Consider the following 13,239-nt stretch of genomic DNA (forward strand, 5'->3'; position numbering starts at 1 on the left):
ACCGCGCGATATACGCGCGACGGCTGTGATGGCTTTGTTCGGCATTGCCGACTATTTTGGCGCAAATTGCTCAAAAACCTGCTGCCCCGTTAACGTCTTTACTTGATTACTAAAATCATAGTAACCGGGTTTCTCTTCAATAAATATTTGGCTAGCGAATGAGAAATCTTGTTCTTGAAACAGACCTACAGGAAGCACGTACTCGCCAGTAGGTAACAAACAGTAGAAAAGGTGCGTACCGCAATGGGAACAGAAGCCACGCTCAGCCCAATCAGACGACTGGTACCTTGATGGTGTACCACCACTAAAGCGAACATCTGCACCGCAGTGCACAGCGAACATAGGACCGCCAGCCCATCGACGGCATGTAGTGCAGTGGCAGACCGAAAGGTCAGTTTGATCCGAAGCCTCGACCTCTATACTTCCACACAAGCATTGCCCTTTCATGGCTTTTCCTCGGTTGAATTAGCGCACCTAGCGCCGGCCAACATGCACGGTTTCTGATCTGGGGAACCCGGGCCCGACTGATGCATGTGGTTAGATGCTTGCCCGGCCACCCTTGTCCCAAGAATAACCCCTTACGCTCTCACTATACATCTCGTCGTGCCAAGGACAGGATATTGCCAACAGCGTGCCAATGGCTTCAGAAGGCCAATGCAGAATGAGCCTTCTCATAGTCTCTAGGCAAACACGCTCATTAGAGGTGTCAGTATAGGCGAAGACCATGATTTTTATCGGTGCCGCCATGTTCACCACCTTCCTGAAATCGTAAAGGACTTTTTCGACCGTCTGCTTAGGCGAGGCCATAGTGCCCCACTCACTCTCAAGTGCAAGCAGTACCCGACCGTGTTCATTGTGGAAGGTATAGTCGCACAGGAATTCTCGCCCTGCCTTGCCATTCCAAAATGCCTTACCTCTCAGCGGAAAATAGCCAGATTGAGCTTTACAGGCGAGATCCACAGCGCGGAACACACGTTCGGTATCAATAGCATTATAAGCTTTGCCCTCAATGAGGAGGTTTCTTGTCTGGTCTAGGCTTTTTTTGAAAGCTAGGAAGAAAGACTGTGAACAGAAAGTCAAACATCAATCCTCATATGAAGCACCAAAAATCATCTCATCATGAACCTAGAACCGGGCGCCTCTATAAGGTCGCCATGTGAACACCACCCGACGTTTCCCGTAGAAAAACCGGAAAGTCAGTAGTTGGTGGCGAAACCTCGAGCTGATAAAGGATACCGGCCGCATGACCACGGTGGTAGGTAGCGTGATTTACGACATGCATGAGTATATCTCGACGACTCATTTTCCCGGCACCGCCACCAATGAACTCAAACTCTATGACATCCTCAAACTCGTCCTCTGCTGTCGTTTTCGCGTAGTCAACATACCACACATTTATGCTACGCTGTTTTGCGAACAACTCATCCTAATCCGGACAGTCCTCAGGGTTGCGGGTAGTTAAACCATGGGATTTTCCTAGCAGGTGGCATTTCCAGACATAGTCCATTTGGTAGGCATGATTAAGCGTGCGGATCAGGCTACCAAAGACGATGGGACGCGGTGCGGTAAGCTCCGCCTCGGGAAGCGAATACAAGGCTGAGAGGAACTGGCCGTCTGCCCAGGCCTTGTAGCGGGTAAGAACCTCCAAATCTTTCACAACATCACCCTTCTTTAATTTAACACCGAAATTGAGAAGCACCCGACTGAGTCATCCAGTGGAGAGCCATCACTGTAAATTCAGAAAAATCCTTTATGGACTTATTATGAACATGAACTAGCCCTTAAAACTGGCGTATCAATACGCAGCTTTTTTGTCGAAACTCTTTCCAGTGTATGCGGCGATTCAGGCGCAACCCATATGGGATTATCCCACACCCAGCATGACGGCATTTCAACAAGATCGCCATTTGTATCAATATTCAATAAATCAGCCTTAACTACCCAGCAACGGCCAGCCGATCCATATGGATAGTCAATCACTCTTCTGATTTTTAGCCGTGTTCCAGGCGCCAATATTCTTATCAACTCTCCACCACCATAACCCCCTCGGTTGCGATCTTCGCTCACTGCACTAACAAACAAGTAAGACTGCGTAAACTTCATAACCTGCTCTTTATCTGAGCCTTTTACCCTAATCACCTCTGCAGGTTCCCTAAATTCATAGCAATTGCCAACAAGATCTCTTGCCACATCAGTTTCCGAAACATCAACTGCAGCGCATCCGGATAAGAGTGCTAAAAATGCAAAGACAATTAGCTTCATGGTGTACTCATAAAATTTTCTCGGCGACGCCTTTAACGCTCCGGTGGACCTGGCGATTCCACTCTACCAGTTTGACTTCGAACCCAGTACTATACCGCTGGATTTTCTTCCCACTGACCATTTCCGGCATCGATTCTTCCCTCTCCAAATTAGCGACTCGAGTCCACTGAAGTGGGGGAAGTCCACGCCCGTCTTACGCTGCTTGTTATCATTTACTCAGTCATTCTCAGTGAACTGAGGTAAGTCGTCAGTAATCTCGAACCACGGTGCCTTGCTGCCTACGAAAACATGGCGGTTTGCACGCACGCCTGGATCGGTATCGAGGGTGCCCAATGGAAACGCGTAGACCTTCGGATTTGCATTGAACTTCGTATAAATGCTTGACCCGCAGTTCGAACAAAAAACCTTGAACTCTCCTGGTGATGACTCGTAAGTTTTGAGCAGTTCTTGGCCTTTGACGGTCCGCCACTCATCCGCCCTTACCTTTGCACAAGTCCGGAAAGCGGCTGCATGGAGCTTGCGGCACATAGAGCAATGGCAGTTGTAGATGTCACTAAGACCGCCATGCACTTCATATTCAACGCCCCCGCAAAGGCAGCTGCCTGATAAGGTCATTGACTCTCCCCCTTTGTAGTACCGCCAGAACGCACCAGTGCGCCCTTTAGTGCGTCCGCGTGACGCGAATTGTTAGCCAACACGACGAACATAGCGAAGCTCCTCGACTATAGCGTCGCCAAGTTCAAACGGCTTGCGAGACTGGGGGTCTACTGCAAATCCTGCGCGCTCGTAGAATCGCAACGCTCTTTCATTATTAGCAAGAACCCACAGGCTGACCGATTTATATCCTTCCTCCATAATGCGTTGACGCGCCTGTTGCCACAGAAGACGACCGGCACCCATAGACCAACATGCAACGTTGACATAGATGGCAAAGATCTCTGCTCGGTCGATGGGCGCTTCCTCGTCACGCGATGCCCCGAAGGCGACAAAACCAACAACCTCGCCAGCCGCACAAGCCACCAGCAATTGCCCCGGCTCCAACTCGACCATCCGACGCCACATAGCCTCACGCTCTGACACCGATAAGGCCGCCAGGTAATGCTTCGGAAGAACGCCCCGGTAAGCGTGCTGCCATACATGAACGTGCAACTCAGCGAGGGCTCGGCAATCTTCGAAAGTGGCTATACGTATTTCCATGATGGCTAACGCTTCAATCAGCCGACGCGTCAGCGGTGGGCTGCATTGACTTGTTATCGTCTATATCAGCTGACACACCGCTAATTGCAGCTTTACTGTTGTCTGCTTTCTCTAGCGCTGCATTATTACTGATTATATTTGAATCAGTTTCCTGGATAATTAATCCAACCAAAGAACCGATCAACGCTACGAGCAGTACAAGGAAACCGTTCCGAAGTGACTGATATGCGGCTTCATTTCTAAGATGCCGAACGACATTCATCCTCTCTTGTGCATATAGAGCTTGACTCAAGTAGGATACGCCACCATTTTTCTGTCTGAGCGCATGTTGAGTTCCATATCCGTAAACGGCCAACGTTTTTAGAGCACCTAACGCCGTAACTCCAGCAAGCAGCATATATATCGATGCGAATCCACATGCTATTGATACGAGCCCTGCATATGGGTTTGCGGGTACAAACTTCGCAAAAGCACCGCTGGCCGCTGCCAAAACGGTCAAGCTTACACTTAGCCCTAAAGTGAATTTTGACGTTTTTTCATCAATTTTCGTTGCGCGCTCATGCTCTTCTTCTATACGGTCCTTTAAGCACCCTTCGTCAAGCGCTGCATACGGTGCGGATTTCTCCGCAACCAGCGCTTCATCACTCACATCTATCATTATTTTTCTTTTGTTTCTCAAGAACGCAAATAAAGGAAGAGCTTCCTCAAAGGCCCTACACGCGTACTGTTTCATTTGTCACCCACCAACCATGTGGCAATGTCTACATCGAACCTACGCTCATCACTAACAAGCCAGCCCCACTCGCCTGTCGGGTTGATTTCAATAAAATAATATTTTCCATCACTCTCTATTAAGTCGATTGCCCCAAAGCTAAGGCCGAGAACTTCTAGCAACCTCAAACACTTCCTCTCTATATCATGGGGAAGTTCAACTTCCGTATATTCAATAGATTTACGATCAACAACTCGCCAGTCTTCGTCTATCCCACGTCCAGCCGAAGTAATTTTCACTGCGGTCACTTTCCCTCCAATCACCGTCACCCTAAGGTCAATTTTTGGTGACACGTATTCCTGTACGGTCAGGGGGACTCCAGAAATATTTTCATCAGTAAGCTCTGTCGAGCTTTCTACAGTCGAGTAGGTAAATAGGCTATCATTATTGTCCCGAAGCAATACGGTGTCCAACGACTTGATAATCACCCTATTTTCTATCTCTCGGAGCCTAGTATAGTCATTCCCTATCAATGTCTTTGGTATTTTGAACCCGATTTTCCTGGCTACTGTCAATTGATATGCTTTTGTTTCTGCTAAATACGTAGCGTTCAACGGATTCATCCATCTAGCTTCGTCGAAAATAGCGAGACTTCTTAGAAACCCCATCCACTGGCTCCGGGACAATTGTTCATCGATACTTAATAACTCCCCGGGTGTATTCCTTAAGAAAACCGGCTGTCGATAATACACAGCCTTAAGATCTGTTGTTATACGATAGTTGGCTCCGTTCATTTTAACTTCGAGGGACGATTCATGGACATCCATAGTTAAACGGTGATTCTCAAATTTTTCTCGGTTCAAGCGGACGTATTTCGCTTTTCGCCTCTCCAGTTCCTGAACGACGAGATCCGCTGAGAAGTCATAGATACTAGAAATTACTAGACAATCAACGTTCATTCCCCTTTCTGGTCCTCGCCCGTTTCCTGATCGCATTTCTTGGATACTAATGCGCCATATTTCGACCCAGGCGATACTAGAGGGGAAGATCCAGACAACCAGTAGCCTTTCTGATCGTTAAATACAGCATCTTCAGGCATCTCTGGATGTTTCGAATATGGCTTTCTCTTCGCATGCTTAAGCAATATATGACTATTCATTGATAGACTTCTCCCTTACTTTGATAACAGGTATTAGACAGCCCGCTCGTCTATTGACTTGAACGAGCACGCGCGTTCAATATTCTTATACTTCCAAAATAACCCATTGATTTCTCAATGCATTTCCATTTTCGTGGCTATATAGCACCAATAAACGCGCCTACTGCCTTTGCCGGCAGGACCGATTTAGTTCGTAAGCCGCCATCTTAGGTACGACCATAGCCTTTTGCTTATAAAGGCACAACGCCGCCGATGATTACGCCAGGCTTTCTTGTAGCGCTCGCTCCGCTTGATCGAGTTCGAACTGGCTAAACACTCGCACGCCGTGGCGTTCGAGCAATGCGGCGGTGACGCCTTGGCCGGGCACGCGCTGGCCGGTAAAGCTGCCGTCGTAGAGGGTGCGGCTACCGCAGGAGGGGCTGGCTTCGGTGAGAATAGCCACGCGGATATAATGCCGCTGACACAGCGCCAGGGCCTGCTCGGCGCCGCTTAGGAAGGCTTGGCTGACATCTTCGCCGTCCCGGGCGATCACCCGGGCGGTACCGTCCCATACGCCAGCGCCTCCGCCGCCCTGGATCTCGGCGGGAGCGCGGGGAGTACTCAGGCCGGCCTGTACTTCGGGGCAGGCGGCCACCAGGCGCCCTTCCCGGCGCCAGCGCTCCAGGGTGGGGTCATGCAGCGTCTTGGCGCCGCCGTCGTAGCGCACCGGCTGGCCAAGCAGGCAGGCGCTGATCAGTAGTTTTTCCATAAGCGCTAGCCTGCCATGCCCTACTAGTGCATGGGAATATCCTTTACCGGCTCAGGCCCCCTGAGCCATGGCCTGCTGGAGAAAAGCCTCGGAGCGCTGGCGCGCTGGGCGCTCGTTAAGACCAGCACAGTAAGCCTCGAACTCGGGCCGCCAGGGAATAGAGCCAAACTGCAGGCCCCAGCTCAGGTGCGCCCCCACATAGATATCCGCGGCACTGAAGGCGTCGCCGGCGATATAGCGCTTGCCCGCAACAGCGCCTGCCAGGGTATCGGCCACCGCCTGCAGGCTGCCGCAGCCAAGCTTCATCTGCTGACGCTCGTCCGGATAGACGCCCAGCAAGCCATTGAGCGAGACGGCGGTTTCCAGCGGTCCGGCAGCGAAGAACAGCCAGCGATAGTAGTCGCCCCGCAACGCTAATGGCGGCGCTAGCCCGGCTTGGGGGAAAGCATCGGCCAAATAGGCACAAATGGCGGCGGTCTCGGTGACCACTACGTCACCGTGGCGAATCGCTGGCACCTTACCCATCGGGTTGATGGCCAGATAGTCCGGCGCCTTCATCGAGGTGCCGTAATCCAGCACGACCGTGCGATAGGCGACGCCGAGCTCCTCGAGCATCCAGTGGACGATGCTTCCCCGCGACAGGGGATGGGTATAGAAGACCAACTCGCCTGTCGCTGTCTCTTCCCCGCGATCACTGCCCCAGGGCCCCTCGGAGACCGGGTTGGCCGCAGCCAGACCGGCGCTGCCCTGGTCGCTCTTGAGGCCGGTCAGGCGCTGTGCCTGCTCGTCCGGCAAGGCGTCGGCCACCTTGTCACGCAGTTGTGCGGCCGGGGCGGCCAAGGGGCCTTCCGCATCCTGGACCTTGACCAGCCCCAGCGACAGTGCATCGAGTTGCTCGTCGGTCAGCATCAGCGCTGGAAGCAGCACACCGGGCGCTAGCGTGTAGCCGGTGCCGGGTAGATGCTCGATGTCGGCACCGACCGCTTTCAGCACGGCGATATCCTGATACAGAGTGCGCAGCGAAATACCCAGCGTCTCGGCCAGGGTCGTGCCGCTCACCGGACCCTCGTGGCGGCGCATCACTAGGACAATATCCTGCAAGCGAGTCTTACGGGACATGTAGTTGATCTCCTCGGGTTGCTGGCACTGGCGCCATGTTCAGGGCGGGTTACTCAGAATTGGGGGGCTAAAGGCCTAAGCAAGGACTGTCTGGCAGTGCAACTCGTCAGCGCGCTACGGCCAGCAATATCAACACAGATATCGGCTCTTGAGTCATGCTGAAAGCCTCAGACATGGCGCTCTTAATGCGCTCACCACAAAAATAGTAGCCTGCCGGGCGCGCGAACGCTTACAGACTAGCAGTAAGTGTCAAAAAACGAACGGATGCCCGTAAAAAAAAATCAACAAAGCTTGCCTGGCGGTGGACCCGGCACCAGGTCTCAGGCTGCCCCATAACTTGCCGAATCGGCGCTTGTCGAGCTAGGGCCTATAGAACTGGGGCTTATAGAACTGGGGCTTGTCGAACCAAGCACGAAACGTCAGGGCTTATAGAAGATGAAATCGCCGACTCTGGCTGTTTCGGTGAATTCCGCCGCCCAATAGGGAGAGATGGTGCGCTGATGGAAAAACAGCGCTCCGTCAGTGCCATCTGGAAGCTGCCCATTAAGAGCCTTGCGGGCGACCTCCTTGACGATCGCATAGCGCTGCGGCTCATTGACATCATCCCCGCGACCATCGCACCACCAGGAAAACTGGCAATAGCCCTGCTCGCCGCCCTGCTTGACCACGCCACAGATGGAGTCCGGAAAGCCTGGAGCGGCGAGCCGGTTCATCACCACATTGGCGACAGCGGCCATATCATCGGTGCCTTCGCCCTTGGCTTCCCAATAGACAGCACGCGAAAGGCAGGTGATCGCATCATCCAGTGGTGCCGCGCCCAAGGGGTCCACCGCCAGGATGCCGGGGCGAGTGATGGCCACGTCCGGCTCGGGTCGCGAGTCACTGCCTCCCTCGACGATGCTCTGCTCGATCAGTTCCGCCTTCTCCTGAGCGAGCGCGGACTTTTCCTCGCGGGTCAGCGACGCGCTATCCGCGGCCATCACGGGATCTGCGAGCATCAGCACTGCCAAGCAGAACGCCACAAGCGACTGGTACATGGTTGCACCTCCTCAAATGCAGCATCGCGATGCCATGCCGACAGGGTTTCTTGCCGATAATACTCCAGCAGCGACATCGATGCGGACAATCCGCGCAAACGGCCAGCCGACTCAGCAGGTCTCGCCCATAAAAAAACGGCGAACCGAAGTTCGCCGTGGAGGAAGGTCAGAGCGCCTGACCGAGAGACCGTTGCCGTGCAGCTTAGATTTCGAAACCGAGACCGAAGTCCTCGGCGGAGATCGCCATCAGCGAAGCACCACCGGCCTTGATCATTTCGGCATGGGCCCGGGTGCGCGGCAGCAGGCGCTGATAGAAGAAGCGCGCGGTATCGAGCTTGGCCCGGTAGAAGGCATCCTCATCTCCGCCAAGCGCCTGCTGAGCCTGTTTGGCGGCGCGGGCGAACAGGTAAGCAAGCGTCACGTAGCCCGAGTACATCAGGTAATCGACGCTGGCGGCCCCGACCTCTTCACGATCGTTCATCGCCTTCATGCCCACGCCCATGGTCAGCTCGCCCCATTCGGCATTGAGCTTGGCAAGAGGGGCCACGAATTCCTGAAGGGCCGGGTTATCGGCTTCTGCCTTACAGAACTGGTGAATTTCCTTGGTGAAGACCTTGAGGGTCTCGCCCTGGCTCATCAGTACCTTGCGACCCAACAGATCGAGGGCCTGAATACCGGTAGTGCCCTCGTAGAGCCGGGTGATACGCGCATCACGTACCAGCTGCTCCATGCCCCACTCCTGGATGAAGCCGTGGCCGCCGAATACCTGCACGCCCTCGTTGGTAGCCTCGAAGCCGACCTCGGTCAGGAACGCCTTGACGATCGGCGTCAAAAGGCCAAGCAAGGTCTCGGCCCGCTCGCGCTGTGCCGGGTCCTGGCCCTGCTCGACCGTGTCGACCAGCTGCGCGGTATACATCACCAGCATCCGGCCACCTTCGGCAAAGGCCTTCTGGGTCAGCAGCATACGCCGCACGTCCGGGTGCACGATGATCGGGTCAGCGGCTTTTTCCGGTGCCTGGGCGCCAGACAGTGCCCGCATCTGCAGGCGGTCACGAGCATAGGCCAGCGAGTTCTGGAAGCTCGCTTCCATCAGCCCCAGGCCCTGGATGCCGACGCCGATGCGGGCCACGTTCATCATCGTGAACATGCAGGAGAGCCCCTTATGGGGCTTGCCTACCAGATAGCCTCGAGCGCCGTCGAAGTTCATCACGCAGGTGGCGTTGCCGTGGATACCCATCTTGTGTTCCAGCGACCCGCAGGAGACGCCGTTGCGCGCGCCAGGATTGCCGTTTTCATCTGGCAAGTACTTCGGCACCACGAACAGCGAGATGCCCTTGGAGCCTTCCGGAGCGTCAGGCAGCTTGGCGAGCACCAGATGCACGATGTTGTCGGCCAGGTCATGCTCGCCCGCCGAGATGAATATCTTGGTACCGCTGATGTCATAACCGCCATCCTCGGCCGGTACCGCACGAGTCTTGATCAGGCCCAGGTCGGTACCGCAGTGGGGCTCGGTCAGGCACATGGTGCCGGTCCAGACACCCTCGACCAGCTTGGTCAGGTAGATGGCCTTCTGCTCCTCAGAGCCATGATGACGCAAGGCATCGGCGGCGCCATGGGAAAGCCCCGGATACATGCCCCAGGCCAGGTTGGTGGCGCAGGTCATCTCGGAAAGCGCCATGCCCAGCGAGTGCGGCAGGCCCTGGCCGCCGAATTCCGGCTCAGCGGCAAGGCCCGGCCAGCCCCCCTCGACGTACTGGCGGTAGGCTTCCTTGAAGCCTCGCGGCGCCTTGACCTCGCCGCCTTCCAGCAGGCAGCCCTCGCGGTCGCCGCTCTGGTTGAGCGGCAGCAGCACCTCGCGGGAGAAGCGTGCGCCTTCTTCAAGAATGGCACCGACGACATCCGGCGTGGCGTCATCGCCGCCCGGCAGCCGTGAATAGTGGCCGGGGAAGTCCAGCAGCTCGTCCATCACGAAGCGCAAGTCGCGCAGGGGGGCCTGGTAGTCGGGCATCTCGCACACTCCTGAAAGCATCATCCACTCGGCCGCTGCCGACGGATTAAAACATGTGTTTGAAATTATCCAGCTGCCCGCCCGTAGTCAAGCGGTCGTTTGAAAAATAGCAAGCCGGAAAGCAGCATCAGCTTTCCTACCCATGGCAAACACCCCCGTAGCACGGCTACGAGGGTGTGTTTCTTCAAGCTTCGAGCTTATGGCCTCCAGCTCCCGGCGTCGCCGGATCATTGCATCCGAATGCCTCCGTCGAGGCGGATCACCTCGCCGTTCAGCATCACGTTGGTGATGATCTGCTCGGCCAGGCTCGCAAACTCGGCAGGCTTGCCCAGGCGCTTGGGGAAAGGCACGGCGGCAGACAGCGACGCCACCGCATCCTCGGGGATGCCGCTCATCATCGGGGTCTCGAACACCCCGGGGGCAATGCTCATCACCCGGATGCCGTGGCGCGACAGCTCGCGAGCCACCGGCAGGGTCATCCCCGCCACACCGGCCTTGGAGGCGCTGTAGGCGGCCTGGCCCACCTGGCCATCGAAGGCCGCCACCGATGCGGTGGTGATGATCACCCCCCGCTCGCCATCATCCCCCGGGGCGTTGGCGGCCATGGCGGCGGCGGCCAGCCGCATGACGTTGAAGGTACCGATCAGGTTGATCTCGACGGTACGCGTGTAACCGGCGAGGTCTGCAGGATTGCCCTCACGATCGAGCAGTTTGGCGACGCTGACCACGCCAGCACAGTGCACCACCCCGTGCAGGCCTTCCGCGTTAACGGCGAGATCGACGGCGGCCTGAATATCCGCTTCCTGGGTCACATCGCCACGACAGGCCGTGGCAGCCTCGCCTAGCCGTTCGGCCAGTTCGTCTACTGCGTCGTTGAGGTCACAGAGCACCACTCGAGCACCGCCGGCGACCAGCCGCTCGGCAGTGGCAGCGCCAAGCCCAGAGGCGGCGCCGGTGATCAAGAAGGTTTTCGCAGTGACTTGCATGGTCTCTCTCCAGTTTAGGCACTAAGACGTGCGGGCGTCGTCGACAGCCTGGGCACGCAGCTTGAAGCGCTGGATCTTGCCACTGGGCGTCTTCGGCAGCTCGTCGATGAAGGTGATGACCCGCGGAAAGGCGTGAGTCGACAGGCGCTCGCGCACCCGTTGGCGAATCTCCTCGGCCAGTTCGTCGCTGGCCTCGAAGCCTTCGCGCAGCACGACGTAGGAGGTGATGATTTCGCCGCGAATCTCGTCGGGCTGGCCGACGGCGGCACTCTCGGCCACCGCCGGGTGCGTCATCACGGTATTCTCGACATCGGTGGGGCCGACCCGGTAGCCAGCGGTGCTGATGATGTCATCGTCGCGGCCGGCAAACTGGAAGGTGCCGTCCTCGGCCTTTACCACCACGTCGCCGGTCAGGTAGTAGCCATCGGCGAAGGGTCGCTTTTCCTGCCAGGTGTAGCCTGGGAAGAAATGAGCTGGCGAATTGGCGATATCCACGGCCAGCACACCGGGCTCCCCCGCCGGCTGCTCATGATTTTCGGCATCGAGTATCACCAGGCGATAACCGGGCATCGGCACTCCCATGGCGCCGACATGCTTGGGGTGTTCGAGGCCGTGATGGTTGCAGCAGGTCATCCCGGTCTCGGTCTGGCCGTAGTGGTCCATCACCGCACAGCCCAGGGCCCCCTCGACCCAGTTCACCACTTCGGTGTTCAGCGGCTCGCCGGCGGAACTGGCTGCCCGCAACGACAGATCACGGTGGGCATCATCGAAGAGCCCCGAGGCCTTCATCAGCCGATAAGCGGTCGGCGCGGCGGCGAAGTTGGTAATGCCATGGCGCTGCATGAAGGCAAGCGCGCCCTCGGCCGTGAAGCCGGCCTCGCAGAAATGCGTGGTACCACCCTGCAGCAGCGGGCCGGTGATGGCGTAATACAGGCCATAGGCCCAGCCCGGGTCGGCCATGTTCCAGAAACGGTCATCCGCGCTCAGCCCGACGGCCAGTTCCATGTAGCTGGCGAAGGCCGGCAGCGCTGCCAGCGGCACCGCGACGCCCTTGGGCTTGCCGACGGTTCCCGACGTGAACATCTGCAAGAAGGGAGCATCGCGACTCAGGCGTGGCGGCGTTGCAGTCATCGGCGCATGGTCGATAGCCATATGCCAGTCGAGATCCTCTGGATGCGCGGCATCGGCGCCTTCCATGCACATCACCGCCGGACACTGGGTCAGGCCATCGAACTTGGCGCGATTGGCGTGATCGGTGATCACCAACCGGGTGTCGGCCCGCGACAGGCGATAGTCGACGGCATCCGGCCCGAAGGCCGTGAACAGCGGCTGATAGACGGCGCCGATGCGCCAGGTGGCCAGCACCGTGATCAACAGCGCCGGCGTGCGCGGCAGCATGCTGGCGATGCGATCGCCGACGCCAAGCCCTCGTTCTTGAAACCAGCCGGCCAACCGAGCGCTCTGGGCATCCAGCTCGGCATAGCTCAAGCGCGTCACCTGCCCATCGCAGGATTCGTGTACCAGAGCCGTCACCTCGCCGCGCCCAGCACGAAGCTGGCGCCCACAACAGGCCTCGTAGGCATTGAGATGGCCGTCACGATGGTCATCGAGACGGGCCACCATGTCATCGAAAGAGAAGTGATCAGTGGGCGACTGATAGGGCTGGCGCGGTGTTGTCATATTGAGCCTTCTCCTGGGGCTTGGGCCTGTGGCGACCTTGGCTACCACATCATCTAGTTAACGTTAACGTCAACTAGTAACTTAGCAGCATGGACAGACCTAGCAAGCGCTTGCTACAACATCTTTAGTCGCGCACGCCACAACGCCGTGGCATGCCCTTGCAGCCAAGGTGAACGGCGATGACAGGGGCAAGCGTCATGACAAATCGGCGCGATAAGCCAGGAAAAAGTGCCGGGAGGCAAGCCAGCGCGGCTAGGCTAATCGGTATGCAGCGCTGGGGTACCGGGAAGGGAGTCACCGCGCCGACGGCAAGCGCCGCCGACCGCGATAG

13 protein-coding genes and 1 pseudogene are annotated in these 13,239 nt (G+C 56.8%); all 14 read right to left on the reverse strand.

Going from position 1 to position 13,239, the window contains the following annotated elements; all coding sequences use genetic code 11:
- Positions 1–51: 51 nt before the first annotated feature.
- Positions 52–447, reverse strand: a complete 396-nt coding sequence (locus BLR71_RS08265; protein ID WP_092524956.1) for a GFA family protein — start codon at positions 445–447, stop codon at positions 52–54.
- A 90-nt stretch (positions 448–537) separates the two neighbouring features.
- A complete protein-coding gene (locus tag BLR71_RS08270) occupies positions 538–1,080 on the reverse strand; it encodes a hypothetical protein (protein ID WP_092524958.1) in 543 nt (180 codons plus the stop codon).
- Between the two features lie 61 nt (positions 1,081–1,141).
- Positions 1,142–1,699 (reverse strand): annotated as a pseudogene (locus BLR71_RS17890) (DinB family protein).
- Between the two features lie 62 nt (positions 1,700–1,761).
- Positions 1,762–2,262 carry a hypothetical protein gene (locus BLR71_RS17395; RefSeq protein WP_139172568.1) on the reverse strand — a complete coding sequence of 167 codons (501 nt, stop codon included), beginning with the start codon at positions 2,260–2,262 and terminating at the stop codon, positions 1,762–1,764.
- Positions 2,263–2,478: 216 nt separating this feature from the next.
- Positions 2,479–2,877 carry a GFA family protein gene (locus BLR71_RS08285; protein WP_092524964.1) on the reverse strand — a complete coding sequence of 133 codons (399 nt, stop codon included), beginning with the start codon at positions 2,875–2,877 and terminating at the stop codon, positions 2,479–2,481.
- 72 nt (positions 2,878–2,949) lie between these two features.
- Complete coding sequence (locus BLR71_RS08290; protein WP_092524966.1) at positions 2,950–3,459, reverse strand: GNAT family N-acetyltransferase; 510 nt, start codon at positions 3,457–3,459, stop codon at positions 2,950–2,952.
- A gap of 13 nt (positions 3,460–3,472) precedes the next feature.
- Positions 3,473–4,192, reverse strand: coding sequence for a hypothetical protein (locus BLR71_RS17400; RefSeq protein WP_139172570.1), 720 nt, complete (start codon positions 4,190–4,192; stop codon positions 3,473–3,475).
- Positions 4,189–5,130: an MvdC/MvdD family ATP grasp protein gene (locus BLR71_RS08295; RefSeq protein ID WP_092524968.1), complete on the reverse strand. Its 942-nt coding sequence runs from the start codon at positions 5,128–5,130 to the stop codon at positions 4,189–4,191. Before BLR71_RS08295 ends, BLR71_RS17400 begins: the two co-directional genes overlap by 4 nt.
- Positions 5,131–5,586: 456 nt before the next feature.
- Positions 5,587–6,078 (reverse strand): 2-thiouracil desulfurase family protein, encoded by a 492-nt coding sequence (locus tag BLR71_RS08300; protein ID WP_092524970.1) that lies wholly within the window; start codon positions 6,076–6,078, stop codon positions 5,587–5,589.
- A 51-nt stretch (positions 6,079–6,129) separates the two neighbouring features.
- The gene (locus BLR71_RS08305) at positions 6,130–7,197 is read right to left on the reverse strand and encodes an HTH domain-containing protein (protein ID WP_092524972.1); all 1,068 of its coding nucleotides are present in this window, start codon (positions 7,195–7,197) and stop codon (positions 6,130–6,132) included.
- A 419-nt stretch (positions 7,198–7,616) separates the two neighbouring features.
- A complete protein-coding gene (locus BLR71_RS08310) occupies positions 7,617–8,234 on the reverse strand; it encodes a cell wall hydrolase (protein WP_092524974.1) in 618 nt (205 codons plus the stop codon).
- Between the two features lie 202 nt (positions 8,235–8,436).
- Complete coding sequence (locus tag BLR71_RS08315) at positions 8,437–10,242, reverse strand: acyl-CoA dehydrogenase C-terminal domain-containing protein (RefSeq protein WP_092524976.1); 1,806 nt, start codon at positions 10,240–10,242, stop codon at positions 8,437–8,439.
- 227 nt (positions 10,243–10,469) lie between these two features.
- The gene (locus BLR71_RS08320; protein ID WP_092524978.1) at positions 10,470–11,228 is read right to left on the reverse strand and encodes an SDR family NAD(P)-dependent oxidoreductase; all 759 of its coding nucleotides are present in this window, start codon (positions 11,226–11,228) and stop codon (positions 10,470–10,472) included.
- Between the two features lie 21 nt (positions 11,229–11,249).
- Positions 11,250–12,908 (reverse strand): AMP-binding protein, encoded by a 1,659-nt coding sequence (locus BLR71_RS08325; protein ID WP_092524981.1) that lies wholly within the window; start codon positions 12,906–12,908, stop codon positions 11,250–11,252.
- Between the last annotated feature and the right edge of the window lie 331 nt (positions 12,909–13,239).

This window comes from Onishia taeanensis, assembly GCF_900100755.1.
Lineage (GTDB): Bacteria > Pseudomonadota > Gammaproteobacteria > Pseudomonadales > Halomonadaceae > Onishia > Onishia taeanensis.

Bases quoted from the DNA above. Each gene is read 5' to 3' on its own strand.
- BLR71_RS08265 (WP_092524956.1), bottom strand. From the start codon at position 447: ATGAAAGGGCAATGCTTGTGTGGAAGTATAGAGGTCGAGGCTTCGGAT.
- BLR71_RS17395 (WP_139172568.1), bottom strand. From the start codon at position 2,262: ATGAAGCTAATTGTCTTTGCATTTTTAGCACTCTTATCCGGATGCGCT.
- BLR71_RS08285 (WP_092524964.1), bottom strand. From the start codon at position 2,877: ATGACCTTATCAGGCAGCTGCCTTTGCGGGGGCGTTGAATATGAAGTG.
- BLR71_RS08290 (WP_092524966.1), bottom strand. From the start codon at position 3,459: ATGGAAATACGTATAGCCACTTTCGAAGATTGCCGAGCCCTCGCTGAG.
- BLR71_RS17400 (WP_139172570.1), bottom strand. From the start codon at position 4,192: ATGAAACAGTACGCGTGTAGGGCCTTTGAGGAAGCTCTTCCTTTATTT.
- BLR71_RS08295 (WP_092524968.1), bottom strand. From the start codon at position 5,130: ATGAACGTTGATTGTCTAGTAATTTCTAGTATCTATGACTTCTCAGCG.
- BLR71_RS08300 (WP_092524970.1), bottom strand. From the start codon at position 6,078: ATGGAAAAACTACTGATCAGCGCCTGCCTGCTTGGCCAGCCGGTGCGC.
- BLR71_RS08305 (WP_092524972.1), bottom strand. From the start codon at position 7,197: ATGTCCCGTAAGACTCGCTTGCAGGATATTGTCCTAGTGATGCGCCGC.
- BLR71_RS08310 (WP_092524974.1), bottom strand. From the start codon at position 8,234: ATGTACCAGTCGCTTGTGGCGTTCTGCTTGGCAGTGCTGATGCTCGCA.
- BLR71_RS08315 (WP_092524976.1), bottom strand. From the start codon at position 10,242: ATGCCCGACTACCAGGCCCCCCTGCGCGACTTGCGCTTCGTGATGGAC.
- BLR71_RS08320 (WP_092524978.1), bottom strand. From the start codon at position 11,228: ATGCAAGTCACTGCGAAAACCTTCTTGATCACCGGCGCCGCCTCTGGG.
- BLR71_RS08325 (WP_092524981.1), bottom strand. From the start codon at position 12,908: ATGACAACACCGCGCCAGCCCTATCAGTCGCCCACTGATCACTTCTCT.